The following is a 19,088-nucleotide window of genomic DNA, read 5'->3' as shown; positions in this document are numbered from 1 at the left end:
CCCGTGCTTGTTGCGCCCCGTCGGTGAGGCCAACCTGCGGGCCTGGGGGATCATTCCCCCGGGCGGGTCCCGGTCAGGCGGTGGCCCTCTCGATCTCCCGCGGCTTCAGGTCCGCGTGCTCCAGGACGTCCCGCAGGTGCCGTTCGACGACCGGCAGCACCTCCTCGATCGTGACGTCCCGGCCGAGCTCGGCCGCCAGCGAGGCGACGCCGGCGTCCCGGATCCCGCACGGGATGATCTTGTCGAACCACTTGTTGTCCGGGTTCACGTTGAGTGCGAAGCCGTGCATCGTGACGCCCTTGGCGACGCGTATCCCGATCGCCGCGATCTTGCGGTCCTCGCGGCGCTGGCCGGCGTTGGAGGGGGCGTACTCCGGGCCGTTCAGCCGGGGGTCGAACTCCTCGTCGGCCAGGCGCGGGTCGAAGTCCAGGGACAGCCCGCCCAGGGCGGGCCGCTGCTCGACCGGGTCGCCGAGCACCCACACTCCGCTGCGGCCCTCGACACGGGTGGTCTCCAGGCCGAAGTCCGCGCAGGCGCGGATCAGCGCCTCCTCCAGGCGGCGCACGTGGGCCACCACGTCCACCGGGCGGGGCAGCTTCTGGATCGGGTAGCCGACCAACTGGCCGGGGCCGTGCCAGGTGATCTTGCCGCCGCGGTCCACGTCGATGACGGGCGTGCCGTCGAGCGGGCGCTCGCTGTCCTCGGTCCGCCGGCCGGCCGTGTAGACCGGGGGGTGCTCCAGGAGCAGAACGGTGTCGGGGACCTCGTCCACGAACCGGGCGGCGTGCACCCGGCGCTGCTCGTCCCAGGCCTGGACGTAGTCCACGGCCTCGGCACCGAATCCCATGCGGACGAACCGCAGCTCACTCACGGCAAACGCCTCCCCGGAAGGTCGTAAGGCACGAAACGTGCCCACGTCACTGTACGTCCGGCCGACACGCGTCAGCCTCGCGGGCAATCCTCACACGATCGGATGAATGGTGGTCGAACTCTGCGGTCAGTTGCTCACTCTCCGCTACATTCGCGCCGTTCATGAGGCCGTAAGGGCTGCTCACAGGCAATCCGGGCACCACGCGGCCGCGTGGCTGCCCGAGAGGCAGGAGACCGCACCGCAGATGACGGAACGACCCGCGCAGCGCACCCCCAACCGCCAGCTCGCCGCGCTCATCGCAGAAGCGGGGTTCTCCAACGCGGGTCTGGCCCGTCGCGTCGACCAGCTCGGTCTCGAACACGGGCTGGACCTGAGATACGACAAGACGTCGGTCACCCGCTGGCTGCGCGGCCAGCAGCCGCGGGGCACCACGCCCGCCCTCATCGCGGAGGTCTTCACCCGGCGCCTGGGCCGCCGTCTGACCGCCCAGGACCTCGGCCTGGACGCCTGCGCCCCGGTGTACGCGGGGCTGGAGTTCGCCGCCACCCCGGAGGAGGCCGTCGACATCGTCGGCGGGCTGTGGCGCAAGGACTGCGGCAGCCACACCGAACTGCGCAGGATCGCCTTCACCCCGGCGGGCCTCGTCGTGCCCAGCCGGGACTGGCTGATCGGCCGGGCCGACGACCGGGTCGCCCGCGCGGAGGCACCGGCCACCCGGGTCCCCGTCCAGGGGCACCCGGACCGGCCCGCCCTCGTCGTGCCCGATCCCTCGGTGCCCGGCGTGCCCCGGCAGCGCGGCCGGGCCGAACGGGGTCCGGCCGGACGGGAGGCGGGCCGGAAGGTCAGCGCCGGCGACATCGCCGCCCTGCGCTCGGTCGGCGAGCTGTTCCGCACCCTCGACGACCTGTACGGCGGCGGCCATGCCCGCCAGGCCCTCGTGCGCTACCTGGAGCACGAGTGCGAGCCGATGCTGCGCGGCACCTACGGCGAGCAGACCGGCCGCCGGCTCTTCGGAGCCGCCGCCGACCTGACCCGGCTCGCCGGCTGGACGTCGTACGACATCGCCGCGCACGGGCTCGCCCAGCGCTACTTCGTGCAGGCGCTGCGGCTCGCCCAGGCCGCCGGGGACCGGCCCTACGGCGCCTATGTGCTGGTCACCATGAGCCGGCAGGCCGTCTACCTCGGACACGGTCGGGAGGCCGTGCAGCTCGCACGGGTGGCCCAGCAGGGGCTCGGCGGCTCCGCCCCGCCCGCCGTGCAGTCGCTGCTGCACGCCGCCGAGGCGCGCGGGCACGGCGTGCTGGGTGACGTGCGCGCCTGCACCGCGTCCCTGGTGCGTGCCGAGCGCTCCCTGGAGGCGGCCCGGCCCGGGGACGAGGTGCCCTCCTGGGCGCGCTTCGACGAGGCGCAGCTTGCCGACGAGTCCGGGCACTGCCACCGGGACCTCCAGCAGTACCGGGCCGCCGCGCAGCACGCCGAACGCGCCCTGCGGCTGCGCGCCCCGGCGCACGCCCGCAGCCGGCTGTTCTGCCGGGTGGTCCTGGCCACCGCCCGCCTCGGCCTCGGCGACCTGGACCAGGCCTGCCGCCTGGCCGCCGAGGCGGCGGCCCAGGCCGCGGACATGCGCTCGGTCCGGGCGGTGGAGTACGTCAAGGACTTCGAACGCCGCCTGGAACCGTACAAGGACGCGACACCCGTACGCGGCTACCGGGACAAGGTGGCGGCGCTGGGTTGAGCCCTTGGGACTCGGTGGCGGCGCCGGGCTGAGTCCTGGGGGCGGGGCGGCGGCGTCGGGATGAGTCCCGGGACGGGGTGCGTGCCGGGTCGAGTCCTCGGGACAAGGGTGGCGGCGCCGGGCCGAGATCCTGGGACAAGGTGGCGGCTTTGGGTTGAGTCCTGGGGCGGGGTGGCGGTGCCGGGCTGAGTCCCGGGGCAAGGGCGGCTGTGCCGGGCCGGGTCCCCAGGGCGAGGTGGCGGCTTTGGGTTGAGCCCTGGGGGCGGGGCCGAGTCCCGGGGCGAAGGCGGCGGTGCTGGGGCAAGTCCCGGGACGGGGTCGAGGCGGCTCAGGCGGCGGCTTTCGGTTCCGTCGATGTCGGGTCCGCCCGGTGCATCGGGCGGTCGGCTCCCAGGTCGCCCAGGATCGCCGCGGCGGCCCGGTGGGCCGAGTGCAGCGCCCCCTGGACGGTGCTGGTGTCCCGGTGGTCGCCGCACACGTACAGGCCCGCCAGCAGCCGCACCGGGCGCCGCGGGTCGTGCGGGGGCCGCATCGCGGGGACGGCCTCGGGGGTGTGGTGCACGGCGAGCGTCTCCCAGCGGGCGGTGGAGGTGCCGTAGAGGCGGGACAGATGGCGGCGTACGGCCGTGTCGACGTCGGCCGGGGGCACGCCCAGGACCGTCGACGACACCAGAGCGCGGCCGGCGGGCGCGCGGGAGGGGTCGACGCGGCTGACCACCGCCGTGTGCGCCACCGGGCCGCCGCGCTCCGCGTCGAGCAGCAGGTACCCGCCCGTCTCCGGGGGCTCGTCGGTCGTGTGGTGGACCACCGTCACCGGGTGGAAGTCCGGTACGCGCAGCCCGGGCAGCAGCTCGGCGGCGGCACGCGCGTCGGTGGCGACCAGCACGGCCCGGCAGCGGATCTCACCGTGCTCGGCGGTGGTCACCGAGGTGGTGGAGACCGAGGTGGCCCGGACGCCGGTGTGCACGGTGCCGGGCGGCAGCGTGCGCGCGAGCAGCTCCGGCAGGACCTCGGCGCCGCCCTCCGGCAGGCACAGCCGGCCGCCGGCGAAGGAGTGCAGGGCGAGGTCCGCGCAGCGGCTGGACGTGGTGAGGTCCGGGTCGCACAACAGGGCGGCGAGCAGCGGGCGCAGGAAGCCGTCGACCGTGCGGGCGGGCAGGCCGCGGGCGGCCAGCGCCTGCTGGGCCGTCAACTCGGGGCGTGACAACAGGCGTTCGACCGGTGTGTCGGCGATCCGGCCTAGTGCGGCGCGCAGCCGCAGTGGCGCGCCGATCCCGCGGCGTCCGGGCGGCGGACCGTCGAGGAACGGCGCGGCGGACGACCGGGGAACGGACGGCCGCGAGAGGGACGCACGGGCCAGGGACGACGGCCGGGGGACCGGCGGGCGGGGGGCGCTCGCCAGGGCGCGCACTACGTGAAGTGCGCTCCTCGCGCTCCCTCCGTGCGCCGGAGCGCCCGCGCGGAGGTGCCGTCCGTCGCTGTGCAGCAGGACCCCCGGCGCGAAGGGACGCAGCACGAGCGCGTCGAGCCCCGGGCTCAGGGCCAGTTGGGGATACGACGTGTTCAGCAGCTGTCCGATCCGGTCGAGCCGGAACCCGTCGACCTTCTCCGTCGACATGCGGCCGCCCACGTAAGGGGCGGCCTCCAGGACTGCGGTCGTCACTCCTGCGCTGGCCAGTCGATGCGCTGCCGCGAGCCCGGCGACCCCGGCTCCCACGACGACGACGTCCGCCTGATACGCGGGCTCAAGCACGTGCCCCTCCTCGAGGTTGCGCGGCCGGTGGGACGGTGATGCCCGCGACCGGCGTCAGGAATACCCGAGTTCGCGTCGAGATTAGGGCCGCGCCCGGTCAGGGACAGTCGCGCATCAACAGGGCACGGTCGCACGGCGGTCGCACACGGTCGCAAGGAGTTCCGCGCGCGATCGCAAGGTGGCACGGTGAGCGGCCACAGGCGTCACAGCGCCGCACGGACGGCGTCCTCGATTCCCGGAAAGGCGAATGAGAACCCCGACTCCAGCAGCCGCTTCGGCACCACCCGCGCGCTGCCCAGCACATCGCCCGCCATCTCCCCGAGCACCGCGCGCAGGACCGGCGCCGGCACGGAGAACAGGGTCGGCCGTTGCAGCACCCGGCCCATGGCCGCGGTGATCTCACCGTTCGTCAGCGGCTGCGGCGCGGTGAGGTTGACCGGCCCGGACAGGCTCCCGGTGTCCAGCAGATGGCGCAGCGCGGCCACCTCGTCGTGCAGCGCGATGAACGACCAGAACTGCCGCCCGTCTCCCAGCCGCCCGCCCAACCCGGCCTTGAACAGCGGGAACAACCGTCCCCACGCCCCGCCCTCACGGGCCACCACCAGCCCGGTGCGGGCGAACACCGTCCGGACGCCCGCCTCCCGCGCGGGAGCCGCGGCCTGCTCCCACTCGACGCACAGCGCCGGCAGAAAACCGTCCCCGGGCGGCGCGTCCTCGTCGACGGCGCGCTCGCCGGTGTCGCCGTAGTAGCCGATCGCGCTGCCGCTGACGAACACCCGCGGAGGCGCGTCCAGGGAGGCGACGGCCTCGGCGAGCGCCGTCGTGCCGAGCACCCGGCTGTCCCGGATCGCCTTCTTGTACTCCCGCGTCCACCGGTGGTCGCCCACACCCGCGCCCGCCAGGTTGACCACCGCGTCGCACCCGGCGAGCCCCGCCGCGTCCACGTACCGGCCGACGGGATCCCAGCAGACCTCGTCCTCGCCGCGGGCCGAACGGCGCACCAGGCGCACCACCTCGTGCCCGTCCGCGACCAGGGACCGCACCAGGGCACTGCCGATCAGACCGGACGCGCCGGCCACCGCGATTCGCGAACGTTCCATGCGCTCATCCTGCCCGCCGGGCCGCGGAAATCCCGGTGGGCCGGTCCGGTCCGCCCCGTAGAGTGACCGTCATGCCGGTTCCCTCCATACGCCACGCCACATTCGACGACGAGGACGGTCTCGGCCGGCTCGACCGTGAGACCTGGTCCACGGTGCACGCGGTCGCCCCGCCCCCGCGGCAGCCCTACGAGCCCTTCTTCACGCACCGGTCGGGACCGCGCGACCACCTGGTCGCCGAGCTCGGCGGCCGGCTGGTCGGATACATCCGCCTCGGCTTCCCCACCGAACTGGCGTCGAACGCGCACGTCCGGCAGATCCGCGGACTCGCCGTGGCCGAGGAGGCCCGCGGCAGCGGCGTGGGCCGCGCCCTGCTGCGCGCCGCCGTCGACGAGGCCCGCCGCCAGGGCGCCCGCCGGATCACCCTGCGGGTGCTGGGCCACAACACCCCCGCCCGCAAGCTGTACGAGTCCGAGGGGTTCGTGGTGGAGGGCGTCCAGCCGGAGGAGTTCCACCTGGACGGCGCCTACGTCGACGACGTCCTCATGGGCCGCTTCCTGTGAGCCGCGGGGCCCGACGCGGGGCCCTGAGTCACGAGGTCACCAGCCCGCCCGTGTCCACCGGCACGGTCGCGTGCGCCGCCCGCTGCGCGTCCGGGGCGACCTCGGCCGCCGTCAGGACGTATCCCGTCTCGTTGTCGGAGGTGGAGCGGGCGAAGACGACGCCGAAGACCCGGCCGTCCGTGGTGAGCAGCGGACCGCCGGAGTTGCCGGGGAGGACCGTGGAGCGGATCGAGTAGATCTCCCGGGTGACCGTGCCGTTGTTGTAGATGTTCTGGCCCGTCGCCCGGATCCGGTTCGCGACCGTCGCCGCCTGGAGGTTCAGGTCGCCGTCCTGCGGATAGCCCGCGACCACCGCCGAGTCGCCGCGCACGGCGGTGTCGTCGAACCGCAGCACGGGGGCGTCCAGTCCGGGGACGTAGAGCACGGCCACGTCCCGGTGCGGGTCGAACAGCACCACCCGTGCCTCGTACGACCGCCCGACGCCGCCGATTCGTACGGCCGGGTCGTCGATGCCCGCCACCACGTGCGCGTTGGTCATCACATGCTCCCGCGCGTACACGAACCCGCTGCCCTCGCGGCCCTGGTTGCCCGCGGCGCCCTCGATCTTGACCGTGCTGAACCTGGCGGCGTTCGTCGCGTTCTCCGTCACGCTGTCCCCGGAGGGCCGGGCGACGCCCGCCGCAGGCTCGCTCTCGAAGGGGTTGAAGACCTGCGGGAAGCCCGCCTCGGTCAGCGCGGAGGTGGCGCGCGAGAACCAGGCCGGGGTGGTGTCCGGCATCGTGTTCTGCACGGCGCCCAGAAGCCTGGAGTCGCGTATCGCCGACGTCACCACGGGGGAGGACGAGGCGGCCAGGACGCTCGCCGCCACCCAGGCCACGATCAGCACCGCCACCGTGTTGGCGGCGGCCCCGCCGATGCCGTCGGCCACCCGCAGCGGCCCGCGGTCCAGCTCGCGGCGCAGCCGCAGCGCCAGACGGCCCGCCAGTTCGTGCCCCACCACGGCCGGCACCAGCACCGTGAGCACGGCGGTGACCGTCGCCGTGGTCGTCCCGCGCGTGACGAAGTCCATCACCCACGGCAGGATCCACACGCCGACGACGGCACCGCCGACGAAACCGGCCAGCGAGACACAGCCGGCCACCAGTCCCCGCCGGTAGCCGGACGCGGCGTAGACGAGGATCACCAGCACCAACAGCAGGTCGAGCAGGTTCACTCACGCCGCCTTTCTCCTCGGATCCACACATACGCGCGGGACGGGTCCGGTGATCAGCCACGTACACGTGGATCCGGGGACCGGCCACGTGTACGTGTACCCCCGTAAACGTCCTGGACCAGGACGTTGGTTCCACCAGGTGGCAGAGCGCACATCGCGGACGGACCGGAACCGCCCGAGAGTGGGCTCATGCGTGTTGCGGGGCGGGCGCGCGGCCCGAGTCCGGAGCGACCGCGCCGTGCTCTCGTGGCGCTCCTGTGCTGCCTGCCGGGCGTCGTCGCCTGCGCGCCGCTGCTGTACGTGTCCGGCTCCGGACGGTCGACGTCCGTGTCCGTGCCCGCCGCCGTGCCCCGTCCGGCGGCCCCGGCGCACGACGCGCCCCGGCCGCGGATCGTGCCCCGCTCGGTCTGGCTGGACGTCACCGTGCGGCAGGCCCAGCCGCCCCCGCGCTACGACGACAAGGTCGTCGCCGTCTTCGTGCACCACACCGACTCGCCCAACGGCTACGCCTGCGCCGACACCCCGAGCGTCATCCGCCGCCTGTACGCCGGGCAGACCGGCGCCCGCGCGTGGGACGACATCGGCTACAACTTCCTCGTCGACCGCTGCGGCACGATCTACGAGGGCCGCGCCGGCGGAGTCGACCGCGCCGTCACCGGCGCCCACAACCAGGGCTTCAACCACCGCACGGCGGGCATCGCCGCCATCGGCACCTTCACGGCCGGGACGCCCGTACCGCGCGCCATGACCGACGCGGTCGCCGCGCCGACCGCCTGGAAACCGGGCCTGGCCGGAGTCGACCCGCGCGGCAGCGTCAGCCTCGTCTCCAGCAACAGCCAGAGCCGCTACGCGTCCGGCGCCACCGTCCTGCTCCCCGCCCCGGCCGGCCACAGGGACGGCTTCAGGACCAACTGCCCGGGCGCCGCGCCGACCGTACGCCTCCCGGCGATCCGCGAAGCCGCAGCCCACCTCCAGGGCCGAACCTGAGCCCTCCAGACCTTCCCCGCCCTCCGGGGTCTCCGGGGCCTCCTGTCCCTCCCGGACTCCCCGCACCACCCCCCACGACGTTCCCGCGGGGGCCGTCACAGTGGGTCCGTGGGTGCCGGGAGTCGTCCGGAGGTGCTACTCACGGAACCGGTACCACAGCTTCGGATAGCGCTGGGCGAGCGCCCGGTCGTCCTCGAAGTCGACCGGGGTGCCCTCCGGTTCCGCCGGGGCGGGCGGGATGCCGAGGTCGGGGGCGACCGTGCCGGTGAGCTGCTCATAGGCCTCGTCGGCCGCGTAGCCGAGTTCCTCGCCGTCGCCGTCGACCTCCTCGTCGAAGTCGTCCAGCAGGTCGGCGAGCGAGTCCGGATCGTGCAGGGCGCCCTCGAAGACCTCCCGGCCCTGGCCGATCAGCCAGCACCGGAAGAAGTCGAAGGCGTCGTCGCTGGCCCCGTCCAGGAGCACCCAGGCGGCGCCCCACAGATCCCAGTGGTAGGCCCGGTTGTACCGGGCCTCGAAGTGACGGGCGAAGTCCAGGACCACCTCGGGATCGCAGCCCAGCAGCCGCGCGACGAGCAGGTCGGCCTGCTCCTCCGGATCCCCCTCGGCGGCCTCGCGGCTGCCGTCGATCAGCTCCCAGAACTCCGTCTCGTCCATCACGGCTCAAGCATCGGCCCTCGCGCCGGGGGGCGCACGCGGAATGCGGCGGGCCGTCAGGGGCGGTACAGCGCGGCCAGCCGTTCGGCGTCGCGCGCGAAACGCGCCCGCAGCGCCTCGGGGGCCAGTACCTCGACCTCCGGCCCGAGCGCCGTGAGCTGGGTGTGGGCGACCTCTTCGGACTCCACCGGCAGGGTCACCGTCACCCACCCGCTCCCGTCGCGGCCGGCCGCGGCCGCGACGGCCTCCAGCGCCGCCCGGGCCGGCACCGGCCCCACGGCGTGCGGCAGCCGCCGCAGGCCCTCCTCGGACAGCCGCACCACCACCTCGGCCCGCAGGACGGACCGCGCGAACTGCGCGGCCCGCTCCTCCCAGAAGGCGGGCAGGTCGAAGTCCCCGTCCCGTTCGAAGCGCTTCCCCGCGTCGGCGTCCACGGCCGCGAAACGGTCCACGCGGTAGACCCGGAAGGAGCCGGGCCCCACGACCCGGGCGCACAGGTACCACGCGCCCGCCTTGAGCACGAGACCGTACGGCTCCAGTTCCCGCGCCACCTCCTCCTCGCCGCGCCGGTAGCGCGCGGTGATCCGCCGGTCGTCCCACACCGCCTCCGCGACCGCAGGCAGCAGCTCGGGCGTCCTCGGCTCGCGGAACCAGTCCGGCGCGTCCAGGTGGAAGCGCTGCGCCGCCGTACGGGAGGCGTCGCGCAAGGAGGGGAGCAGGGCCGCGGACACCTTCAGCCGGGCGGCCGAGGCGGCGTCCTGAAGCCCCATCTCCCGCAGCGCCCCCGGAACACCGCTGAGGAAGAGCGCCTCCGCCTCACCGCGGTCGAGCCCGGTCAGCCGGGTGCGGTAGCCGCCGACCAGCCGGTAGCCCCCGGCCCGCCCCCGGTCCGCGTACACCGGCACGCCCGCCTCCGACAGCGCCTGCGCGTCCCGTGTGACGGTCCGCTCCGACACCTCCAGTTCCCGGGCCAGCTCGGCGGCGGTCATGGCGGGCCGCGACTGGAGCAGCAGCACCATTTTGATCAGACGGGCGGCACGCATACGGCCATCATGCCGGGGCCACCGACGACGAAGGGGCACGGCCGCGGCCGTACCCCTTCGTCGTCATGCGGTGTGCCTCACAGGCCGTACTTCTCCCGGGCCTCCTTGACCGCCGAGGCCTTCACCTCGCCGCGCCGGGCGAGCTGGGCCAGGGCGGCGGCGACGATCGACTGGGCGTCGACGCCGAAGTGGCGGCGGGCGGCGTCACGGGTGTCCGACAGACCGAAGCCGTCGGCGCCCAGCGAGGTGTAGTCCTGCTCGATCCACTGCGCGATCTGGTCCGGGACCTGGCGCATGTAGTCGGAGACCGCGAGGACCGGGCCCTCGGCGCCCTGGAGCGCCCGGCGGACGTACGGCACCCGCTCCTCGCCGCGCAGCAGCGCCGCGTCGGCCTCCATGGCGTCCCGGCGCAGCTCGCCCCAGGAGGTCGCGGACCACACGTCGGCGGCCACGCCCCACTCCTCCGCGAGCATCCGCTGGGCGTCCAGCGCCCAGTGGATCGCCGTGCCGGAGCCGAGCAGCTGGATCCGCGGCGCGTTCGCCGGGACCGTCAGGCCCGCCGACTCCGCCGTGTTGAAGCGGTACAGGCCCTTGACGATGCCCTCGTCGACGCCGGGGGCGGACGGCTTGGCGGGCTGCGGCAGCGGCTCGTTGTAGACCGTCAGGTAGTAGAAGACGTCCTGGTCCTCGCCGGGCTCGGCCTGGCCGTACATGCGGCGCAGACCGTCCTTGACGATGGCCGCGACCTCGTAGGCGAACGCCGGGTCGTAGGTCAGCGCGGCCGGGTTGGTCGCCGCGATGACCGGCGAGTGGCCGTCGGCGTGCTGCAGACCCTCACCCGTCAGCGTGGTGCGGCCCGCGGTGGCGCCGACCAGGAAGCCGCGGCCGAGCTGGTCGCCGAGCTGCCACATCTGGTCGGCCGTGCGCTGCCAGCCGAACATCGAGTAGAAGATGTAGAAGGGGATCATCGCCTCGCCGTGCGTCGAGTACGACGACGAAGCGGCGATGAAGTCGGCCATCGAACCGGCCTCGGTGATCCCCTCGTTGAGGATCTGGCCGTTCTTGGCCTCCTTGTAGTACATCAGCTGGTCGCGGTCGACCGGCTCGTACGTCTGGCCCTTGGGCGAGTAGATGCCGAGCGAGGGGAACAGCGACTCCATGCCGAAGGTGCGCGCCTCGTCGGGGACGATCGGCACCCAGCGCTTGCCGGTCTCCTTGTCGCGGACCAGGTCCTTGACCAGGCGGACGAACGCCATGGTGGTGGCCACGCTCTGCGAGCCGGAGCCCTTGTCGAAGGCGGCGAACGCCTTGTCGGCGGGGGCGGGCAGCGGCGCGACCGGGTGGACGCGGCGGGCCGGGGCAGGGCCGCCGAGCGCCGCGCGGCGCTCCTGGAGGTAGCGGACCTCGGGGGAGTCGGCGCCGGGGTGGCCGTAGGGGACCTGGCCGTCGGCGAAGGCGCTGTCCGGGATGGGCAGGTCCAGCAGATCGCGCATCTGCTTGAACTCGTCCGTCGACAGCTTCTTCATCTGGTGGTTGGCGTTCTTCGACGCGAAGCCCGTACCGAGGGTGTGGCCCTTGACCGTCTGGGCCAGGATCACCGTCGGGGCGCCCTTGTGCTCCAGGGCGGCCTTGTAGGCGGCGAAGACCTTGCGCGCCTCGTGACCACCGCGCGAGAAGTGGAAGCACTCGATGATCTTGTCGTCGCTCAGCAGCTTCGCCATCTCGGCCAGCGCCGGGTCGGCGCCGAAGAAGTCCTGGCGGATGTAGGCGGCGTCGCGGGTCTGGTACGTCTGGATCTGCGCGTCCGGTACCTGGCGCAGCCGGCGTACCAGCGCGCCCGTGGTGTCCAGGGCGAACAGCTCGTCCCAGGCGGAACCCCACAGCGTCTTGATCACGTGCCAGCCGGCGCCGCGGAAGAGGGCCTCCAGCTCCTGCACGATCTTGAAGTTGGCACGGACCGGGCCGTCCAGGCGCTGCAGGTTGCAGTTGATGACGAAGGTGAGGTTGTCCAGGCCCTCGCGGGAGGCGAGCGTCAGCGCGGTGGTGGACTCCGGCTCGTCCATCTCGCCGTCGCCGAGGAACGCCCAGACGTGGGAGTCGGAGACGTCCTTGATGCCGCGGCTGGTCAGGTAGCGGTTGAACCGGGCCTGGTAGATGGCGGAGATCGGGCCGAGGCCCATCGACACCGTCGGGAACTCCCACAGCCAGGGCAGGCGGCGCGGGTGCGGGTAGGACGGCAGGCCGTTGCCGCCGGCCTCCTGGCGGAAGTTGTCCAGGTGCTGCTCGGACAGCCGGCCGTCGAGGAAGGCACGGGCGTAGATGCCCGGGGAGGCGTGGCCCTGGATGTACAGCTGGTCGCCGGAGCCGTCGCCCTCCTTCCCGCGGAAGAAGTGGTTGAAGCCGGTCTCGTACAGCCACGCCGCGGAGGCGAAGGTGGCGATGTGGCCGCCGACGCCGTACTTGCTGCCGCGGGTCACCATCGCCGCCGCGTTCCAGCGGTTCCACGCGGTGATGCGGGCCTCCATGGCCTCGTCACCGGGGGTGGCCGGCTCGGCGGAGGTCGGGATGGAGTTGACGTAGTCGGTCTCGAGGAGCTTGGGCAGGACAACGCCGGCGTCCTCGGCGCGCTCCAGCGTACGGCGCATCAGATACGCGGCACGGTGCGTCCCGGCCGCCTTGGCGACGGCATCCAGGGAGGCCTGCCATTCGGCGGTCTCCTCGGGGTCGCGGTCCGGGAGCTGGTCGAGCTCGCTCGGCTGGATGGCGTTGGAGTCGGTCATGTCGCCGCCTTCCTCAGTCGAAGGGGGTTCCCTCATCGGCAAGGGTTCAGGGGGTGCCCTAGGTCTTTGGCAGGACAGGGCGTGAGGCTCTGGTGGAAGCCCAGCGGAGACTCTAACTCCCTGATCGATGATCGATCAAAGGGTTCAAGTGTAAAACCCTTCGATTTCGAGAAAGTCGGCACCCCGTGCCTTGGAAACGGGCACGCGGTGCCGCTTTCTCAAAGGGTTTCCGCAGGTGAGCGTACAGGTGCTCGACTGCCTCAGGCTCGCGGCGCGCAGCCGAGAACGTGCGACTTGACCAGTTCGGCGATCCGCGGATCCCGCCGCTTGAACGCCTGCACCAGCTCCTCGTGCTCCTCCGCGTAGGACTGCTGGACCGTCCCCAGCCAGCGGATCGACAGCGCGGTGAACACCTCGATGCCCAGGCCCTCCCAGGTGTGCAGCAGCACCGAGTTCCCGGCCGCGCGGACCAGCTCGCGGTGGAAGGCCACCGTGTGCCGCACCTGGCCGGTGCCGTCGGACCTGCGGTCGGCCTCGTACAGCGCCGCCACATGCGGCTCCAGGGCCGAGCAGTCGTCCGCCAGCCGCTCGGCCGCCAGCTCCGCCGCGATGGCCTCCAGGCCGGCCCGGACCGGGTAGCTCTCCTCCAGGTCGGCGGCGGTCAGGTTGCGCACCCGCACGCCCTTGTTCGGCGCCGACTCGATCAGCCGCAGCGACTCCAGCTCGCGCAGCGCCTCCCGCACGGGCGTCTGGCTGACCTCCAGCTCGGTGGCGATCCGCCGCTCCACGATCCGCTCGCCCGGCTTCCAGCGCCCGCTGACGATCCCCTCCACGATGTGCTCGCGGATCTGTTCGCGCAGCGAGTGGACGACGGGCGCGGTCATGGAGGGCTCCTTCAAGGGGGGACCCACGGGCCCCCGGGGGGCGTTCGACGTTTAGACAATACGGCTGTCAGCGCCCGGCGGAAGGGCGCATACGGGCGCTTTCGTGCAGGTGAGACGAGACTTACACGCCGTCATGGCCAAGAAACGGCAAACGCGGCGCCCCCGCCCGGAAGGTTCCGGACGGGGGCGCCGTACTGCTGGGTCCCGGGTGACGGGATCAGAGGCCGAGCTCGACCTCGAACTCGCCCGCCTCCAGGATCGCCTTGACCGCCGTCAGGTAACGGGCCGCGTCGGCGCCGTCCACCAGGCGGTGGTCGTAGGAGAGGGTCAGGTAGGTCATGTCGCGGACGCCGATGACCGTGCCCTCCTCGGTCTCGATGACGGCCGGGCGCTTGACGGTGGCGCCGATGCCGAGGATCGCGACCTGACCCGGCGGCACGATGATCGTGTCGAACAGCGCGCCGCGCGAACCGGTGTTGCTGATGGTGAAGGTCGCGCCGGACAGCTCGTCCGGGGTGATCTTGCTGGCCCGGACCTTGCCCGCCAGGTCGGCGGTGGCCTTGGAGATACCGGCGATGTTGAGGTCACCGGCGTTCTTGATGACCGGGGTCATCAGGCCCTTCTCGGAGTCCACCGCGATACCGACGTTCTCGGTGTCGAAGTAGGTGATGGTCCCCTCGGCCTCGTTGATCTTGGCGTTGATGACCGGGTGGGCCTTCAGCGCCTGGGCGGCGGCCTTGACGAAGAACGGCATGGGGGAGAGCTTGACGCCCTCGCGCGCCGCGAACGAGTCCTTGGCCTGGGCGCGCAGGCGCATCAGGCGGGTCACGTCGACCTCGACCACCGAGGACAGCTGGGCCTGCTCGTGCAGCGCCTTGACCATGTTGTCGCCGATGACCTTGCGGATCCTCGGCATCTTCACGGTCTGGCCGCGCAGCGGGGAGGCCTCCAGGACGGGGGCCTTCTTCGCCGGGGCGGCCGGAGCGGCCGCGGCCGGGGCGGCGGCCTTCGCGGCCTCGGCCGCGGCGAGCACGTCCTGCTTGCGGATACGGCCGCCGACGCCGGTGCCCTTGACGGTGGACAGGTCGACGCCGTTCTCGGCGGCGAGCTTGCGCACCAGCGGGGTCACGTACGCGCCCTCGTCGGTCGGCTGGGCGGCGGCCGGAGCCGCAGCCGGGGCCGGGGTGACCGGGGCGGGCGCGGCCGGCGCGGGAGCCGGGGCCGCGGGCTGGACCGGAGCCGGAGCCGGAGCTGCGGGAGCCGCGGGAGCCGGAGCGGCCGGGGCCGCGGGGGCTGCCGGGGCCGGAGCCGGGGCGGCGGCCGGAGCCGGGGCGGCCGGGGCCGGGGCGGCGGCCGGAGCGGCACCGGGGGCGCCGATGACGGCGAGCTTGGCGCCGACCTCGGCGGTCTCGTCCTCACCGACGACGATCTCCAGCAGCACACCGGAGGTGGGCGCCGGGATCTCGGTGTCGACCTTGTCCGTGGAGACCTCGAGCAGCGGCTCGTCGGCCTCGACGGAGTCGCCGACCGACTTCAGCCAGCGGGTGACGGTGCCCTCGGTGACGGACTCGCCGAGCGCGGGCAGGACCACGTCCGTGCCGGTGGCGCCGGCGGGGGCCGCCGGAGCCGCGGGGGCGGCAGCGGGAGCCGGGGCGGCCGGGGCCTCGGCGACCGGGGCCGGCTCGGCGACCGGGGCCGGAGCCTCGGCGGCGGCCGGGGCCGGGGCCGCGACGGGGGCGCCGGAGCCGTCGTCGATGACGGCCAGCTCGGCGCCGACCTCGACGGTCTCGTCCTCGGCGACCTTGATGGAGGCCAGCACACCGGCGGCGGGCGAGGGGATCTCGGTGTCGACCTTGTCGGTCGAGACCTCGAGCAGCGGCTCGTCGGCCTCGACGCGCTCGCCCTCGGCCTTCAGCCAACGGGTGACAGTGCCCTCGGTGACGCTCTCGCCGAGCGCCGGAAGGGTTACGGAAACCGCCATGGTTTCGGTTGCTCCTAACGAATTACGGAAGTCTGTGTCGTCGCGCCCGATGACGTGAAGCGTCAGTCGTGGGAGTGCAGCGGCTTGCCGGCCAGGGCCAGGTGGGCCTCGCCGAGCGCCTCGTTCTGGGTCGGGTGGGCGTGGATGAGCTGGGCCACCTCGGCCGGCAGCGCCTCCCAGTTGTAGATCAGCTGGGCCTCGCCGACCTGCTCGCCCATGCGGTCGCCGACCATGTGGACGCCGACGACGGCACCGTCCTTGACCTGGACGAGCTTGATCTCGCCCGCGGTCTTGAGGATCTTGCTCTTGCCGTTGCCGGCCAGGTTGTACTTCAGGGCGACGACCTTGTCCGCGCCGTAGATCTCCTTGGCCTTGGCCTCGGTGATGCCGACGGAGGCGACCTCCGGGTGGCAGTACGTCACCCGCGGAACACCGTCGTAGTCGATCGGAACGGCCTTCAGACCGGCCAGACGCTCCGCCACCAGGATGCCCTCGGCGAAGCCGACGTGCGCCAGCTGGAGGGTCGGGACCAGGTCACCGACGGCGGAGATGGTCGGGACGTTGGTGCGCATGTACTCGTCGACGAGGACGTAGCCGCGGTCCATGGCGACCCCGGCCTCCTCGTAGCCCAGGCCCTGGGAGACCGGGCCGCGGCCGATGGCGACGAGCAGGACCTCGGCCTCGAACTCCTTGCCGTCGGCCAGGGTGACCTTGACCCCGTCCTGGGTGTACTCGGCCTTCTGGAAGAAGGTGCCCAGGTTGAACTTGATCCCGCGCTTGCGGAAGGCGCGCTCCAGCAGCTTCGAGGAGTTCTCGTCCTCGACCGGGACGAGGTGCTTCAGGCCCTCGACGATCGTGACGTCGGTGCCGAAGGACTTCCACGCGGACGCGAACTCGACGCCGATGACACCGCCGCCCAGGATGATCGCGGACTTGGGCACGCGGTCGAGGACGAGGGCGTGGTCGGAGGAGATGATGCGGTTGCCGTCGATCTGCAGGCCCGGCAGGGACTTCGGCACGGAACCGGTCGCCAGGAGGACGTGGCGGCCCTGGATCCGCTGCCCGTTGACGTCGACGGAGGTGGGGGAGGACAGCCGGCCCTCACCCTCGATGTAGGTCACCTTGCGGGACGCGATGAGTCCCTGAAGGCCCTTGTACAGGCCCGAGATGACGTCGTCCTTGTACTTGTGGACGGCGGGCACGTCGATGCCCTCGAAGCTGGCCTTCACACCGAACTGCTCGCTCTCGCGGGCCTGGTCGGCGATCTCGCCCGCGTGCAGCAGGGCCTTGGTGGGGATGCAACCCCGGTGCAGGCAGGTACCGCCGACCTTGTCCTTCTCGATCAGGGCGACGTCCAGGCCCAGCTGCGCCCCGCGCAGGGCCGCGGCGTAACCACCGCTGCCACCGCCGAGGATCACTAGGTCGAAAACGGTGCTGGCGTCGTTCGCCACGTCACGTCCTCCATGCATGTGCGCCGTACGCCGGTCGTCGGTGACCGGCAGGCGGCTGGTGTCCGGCCGCTTGAGTTTCGGCCCTTCGGTGGGGGCCCTGTCCTGCCGACGCCCATCTTCGCACTTGTCGGGAGTGAACGAGACGCGGGGCTGGAGTGTGATACACCCCACGTCGCGTGGGCGCCACCGGCGCCCTCGCGGCACGGCCGTCGTCCGGCGGACCGGACGACGGCCGTGGGCCGAATCAGCCGAGGTCGCCGGCGGCGGCGAGTTCGGCGAGACGCACGAGCGTGCGGACCGCCGAACCGGTGCCGCCCTTCGGCGTGTAGCCGAACGGACCGCCCTCGTTGAAGGCCGGGCCCGCGATGTCGAGGTGCGCCCACGTGATGCCCTCGCCGACGAACTCGCGCAGGAACAGGCCGGCGACCAGCCCGCCGCCCATGCGCTCGCCCATGTTGGCCAGGTCGGCGGTGGGGGAGTCCATGCCCTTGCGCAGGTGCTCCGGCAGGGGCATGGGCCACGCCTCCTCGCCGACCTCCTCCGCGGCCTCGTGGATGGCGGAGCGGAACGCGTCGTCGTTCGCCATGATCCCGAAGGTCCGGCTGCCCAGCGCCAGCACCATCGCGCCGGTCAGCGTGGCCACGTCCACGATCGCGTCCGGCTTCTCCTGCGAGGCGGCCCACAGCGCGTCCGCGAGGACGAGCCGGCCCTCGGCGTCGGTGTTGAGCACCTCCACCGTCTTGCCGCTGTACATGCGCAGCACGTCACCGGGGCGGGTGGCGGAGCCGGAGGGCATGTTCTCGGCCAGCGCCAGCCAGCCGGTCACGTTGACCTCGAGGCCGAGCCGCGCGGCGGCGACGACGGCGGAGAACACGGCGGCGGCACCGCTCATGTCGCACTTCATCGTCTCGTTGTGGCCGGCCGGCTTGAGCGAGATGCCGCCCGAGTCGTAGGTGATGCCCTTGCCGACCAGGGCCAGGTGCTTCTTCGCCTTGGGGTTCGTGTACGACAGCTTGACCAGCCGCGGCGCCGACGCCGAGCCGGAGCCGACGCCCAGGATGCCGCCGTAGCCGCCCTTGGCGAGCGCCTTCTCGTCGAGCACCTGCACCTTCAGGCCGTGCTCCTTGGCCGCCTCCTGCGCGGCGGCGGCGAAGGCGGCCGGGTTCAGGTCGTTCGGCGGGGTGTTGATCAGGTCGCGGGCGCGGTTGAGCTCCTCGGACACGGCGGTGACGCGCTCGACGGCCGCCTTGTACGCCTTGTCGCGGCCCTTGCCGCCGAGCAGCACGGCCTCGCCGAGCGGCGCCTTGCCGTTGCGGGACTCGGCGTCCTTGCCGTTCTCCTTGTAGCTGTCGAAGGAGTACGCGCCGAGCAGCGCGCCCTCGCCGACCGCGGCGGCGTCGGCGGCGTCCGCGACGGGCAGCGCGAAGCCGGCCTTCTTCGACCCGGCGAGGGCACGGGCGGCCGCGCCGGCGGCCCGGCGCAGAGCCTCGGCGTCGTAGCCGGAGTCCTTCTCGGGCCGCGGGCCGAGGCCCACCGCGAGCACGAGCGGGGCCTTGAAGCCGGACGGCGCGGGCAGCTTGGTCACTTCGCCCTCGGCACCGGAGGCGCCGAGGGTCCCCAGGACGCCGGCGAGCTTGCCGTCGTACGCCTCGTCGACGGCCTCGGCGCCCGGTGCTACGACCAGGTCCCCAGACTTCGATCCGGAGTCCTTGGCGACACCGACCACGATCGCGTCGGCCCGCAGGCCGGGCGCCGCGGTGGTGCTGAGAGTGAGAGCAGTCACGGTGGTGAAATCTCGCTTCCCTGTGAAAGGTGGTTGGCCGAATTCGGGTGGGTCGACCGGGCCCGACCATAAGTCCTTCGTACGGTGCGGTCTTCACCCGGGCAGGCAAACACCCGTCACGAGCCTACGCGCGTCACGGCGCCGAATACTCCCGCGGGTGTTCACCCGGGAGAGGCGCCGCCGTCATGTTTCGGTTCCGGCACCGGTGGCCGGAACCGAAACATGACAGCGGCGACGGCGGTGGCGGGAGGCCCGGACCGCCGACCGGGCGGGCAACTTCCCTCTACGGCAAT

14 protein-coding genes are annotated in these 19,088 nt (G+C 73.0%); 3 read left to right on the top strand and 11 right to left on the bottom strand.

All coding sequences use genetic code 11. The features are described 5' to 3' along the window. Positions 1-73: 73 nt before the first annotated feature. Entirely contained in the window at positions 74-871 is a 798-nt protein-coding gene (lipB, locus tag ACFY3J_RS24825) for a lipoyl(octanoyl) transferase LipB (protein WP_384187333.1), read from the bottom strand. A 244-nt stretch (positions 872-1,115) separates the two neighbouring features. Between lipB and ACFY3J_RS24820 the strand changes: the two genes are divergently transcribed. Next, positions 1,116-2,606, top strand: coding sequence for a regulator (locus ACFY3J_RS24820; RefSeq protein ID WP_390841768.1), 1,491 nt, complete (start codon positions 1,116-1,118; stop codon positions 2,604-2,606). A gap of 328 nt (positions 2,607-2,934) precedes the next feature. On the opposite strand, the gene ACFY3J_RS24815 is transcribed toward ACFY3J_RS24820, so the two are convergent. After that, on the bottom strand, positions 2,935-4,359 hold the full coding sequence (locus ACFY3J_RS24815; protein WP_390841767.1) for an NAD(P)/FAD-dependent oxidoreductase: 1,425 nt from the start codon (positions 4,357-4,359) through the stop codon (positions 2,935-2,937). A 203-nt stretch (positions 4,360-4,562) separates the two neighbouring features. Next, the gene (locus tag ACFY3J_RS24810) at positions 4,563-5,459 is read right to left on the bottom strand and encodes a TIGR01777 family oxidoreductase (RefSeq protein WP_384187324.1); all 897 of its coding nucleotides are present in this window, start codon (positions 5,457-5,459) and stop codon (positions 4,563-4,565) included. Positions 5,460-5,530: 71 nt separating this feature from the next. Between ACFY3J_RS24810 and ACFY3J_RS24805 the strand changes: the two genes are divergently transcribed. Then, entirely contained in the window at positions 5,531-6,019 is a 489-nt protein-coding gene (locus tag ACFY3J_RS24805) for a GNAT family N-acetyltransferase (protein WP_384187321.1), read from the top strand. A 28-nt stretch (positions 6,020-6,047) separates the two neighbouring features. Here ACFY3J_RS24805 and ACFY3J_RS24800 read toward each other — a convergent pair whose 3' ends face one another. Then, positions 6,048-7,232, bottom strand: coding sequence for a MarP family serine protease (locus ACFY3J_RS24800; protein WP_384187318.1), 1,185 nt, complete (start codon positions 7,230-7,232; stop codon positions 6,048-6,050). Between the two features lie 189 nt (positions 7,233-7,421). Between ACFY3J_RS24800 and ACFY3J_RS24795 the strand changes: the two genes are divergently transcribed. Then, the gene (locus ACFY3J_RS24795) at positions 7,422-8,219 is read left to right on the top strand and encodes a peptidoglycan recognition protein (RefSeq protein WP_390841766.1); all 798 of its coding nucleotides are present in this window, start codon (positions 7,422-7,424) and stop codon (positions 8,217-8,219) included. A 135-nt stretch (positions 8,220-8,354) separates the two neighbouring features. On the opposite strand, the gene ACFY3J_RS24790 is transcribed toward ACFY3J_RS24795, so the two are convergent. The 7 genes from ACFY3J_RS24790 to ACFY3J_RS24760 all read right to left on the bottom strand — a co-directional run bounded on the left by ACFY3J_RS24790 (position 8,355) and on the right by ACFY3J_RS24760 (position 18,795). After that, positions 8,355-8,873, bottom strand: coding sequence for a DUF4240 domain-containing protein (locus ACFY3J_RS24790; protein WP_384187347.1), 519 nt, complete (start codon positions 8,871-8,873; stop codon positions 8,355-8,357). Between the two features lie 56 nt (positions 8,874-8,929). Then, positions 8,930-9,916, bottom strand: coding sequence for a helix-turn-helix transcriptional regulator (locus tag ACFY3J_RS24785; RefSeq protein ID WP_384187312.1), 987 nt, complete (start codon positions 9,914-9,916; stop codon positions 8,930-8,932). A gap of 77 nt (positions 9,917-9,993) precedes the next feature. Then, positions 9,994-12,696 (bottom strand): pyruvate dehydrogenase (acetyl-transferring), homodimeric type, encoded by a 2,703-nt coding sequence (gene aceE, locus ACFY3J_RS24780; protein ID WP_390841765.1) that lies wholly within the window; start codon positions 12,694-12,696, stop codon positions 9,994-9,996. A 260-nt stretch (positions 12,697-12,956) separates the two neighbouring features. Continuing rightward, complete coding sequence (locus ACFY3J_RS24775) at positions 12,957-13,580, bottom strand: GntR family transcriptional regulator (RefSeq protein ID WP_225074357.1); 624 nt, start codon at positions 13,578-13,580, stop codon at positions 12,957-12,959. 217 nt (positions 13,581-13,797) lie between these two features. Further along, positions 13,798-15,561 (bottom strand): 2-oxoglutarate dehydrogenase, E2 component, dihydrolipoamide succinyltransferase, encoded by a 1,764-nt coding sequence (gene sucB, locus ACFY3J_RS24770; protein WP_390841764.1) that lies wholly within the window; start codon positions 15,559-15,561, stop codon positions 13,798-13,800. Between the two features lie 62 nt (positions 15,562-15,623). After that, on the bottom strand, positions 15,624-17,012 hold the full coding sequence (gene lpdA, locus ACFY3J_RS24765) for a dihydrolipoyl dehydrogenase (RefSeq protein WP_384187302.1): 1,389 nt from the start codon (positions 17,010-17,012) through the stop codon (positions 15,624-15,626). Between the two features lie 244 nt (positions 17,013-17,256). Next, the gene (locus ACFY3J_RS24760) at positions 17,257-18,795 is read right to left on the bottom strand and encodes a leucyl aminopeptidase (RefSeq protein ID WP_390841763.1); all 1,539 of its coding nucleotides are present in this window, start codon (positions 18,793-18,795) and stop codon (positions 17,257-17,259) included. Positions 18,796-19,088 lie beyond the last annotated feature (293 nt).

Source organism: Streptomyces sp. NPDC001231 (genome assembly GCF_042896885.1).
Lineage (GTDB): Bacteria > Actinomycetota > Actinomycetes > Streptomycetales > Streptomycetaceae > Streptomyces.
Note: the sequence above shows the minus strand (reverse complement) of the source record. Positions and strands in the feature narration are given on the sequence as shown.

Coding starts and splice junctions, on each gene's coding strand:
- ACFY3J_RS24820 (WP_390841768.1), top strand. CDS start 1,116: ATGACGGAACGACCCGCGCAGCGCACCCCCAACCGCCAGCTCGCCGCG.
- ACFY3J_RS24810 (WP_384187324.1), bottom strand. CDS start 5,459: ATGGAACGTTCGCGAATCGCGGTGGCCGGCGCGTCCGGTCTGATCGGC.
- ACFY3J_RS24805 (WP_384187321.1), top strand. CDS start 5,531: ATGCCGGTTCCCTCCATACGCCACGCCACATTCGACGACGAGGACGGT.
- ACFY3J_RS24795 (WP_390841766.1), top strand. CDS start 7,422: ATGCGTGTTGCGGGGCGGGCGCGCGGCCCGAGTCCGGAGCGACCGCGC.
- ACFY3J_RS24790 (WP_384187347.1), bottom strand. CDS start 8,873: ATGGACGAGACGGAGTTCTGGGAGCTGATCGACGGCAGCCGCGAGGCC.
- ACFY3J_RS24785 (WP_384187312.1), bottom strand. CDS start 9,916: ATGCGTGCCGCCCGTCTGATCAAAATGGTGCTGCTGCTCCAGTCGCGG.
- aceE (WP_390841765.1), bottom strand. CDS start 12,696: ATGACCGACTCCAACGCCATCCAGCCGAGCGAGCTCGACCAGCTCCCG.
- ACFY3J_RS24775 (WP_225074357.1), bottom strand. CDS start 13,580: ATGACCGCGCCCGTCGTCCACTCGCTGCGCGAACAGATCCGCGAGCAC.
- sucB (WP_390841764.1), bottom strand. CDS start 15,561: ATGGCGGTTTCCGTAACCCTTCCGGCGCTCGGCGAGAGCGTCACCGAG.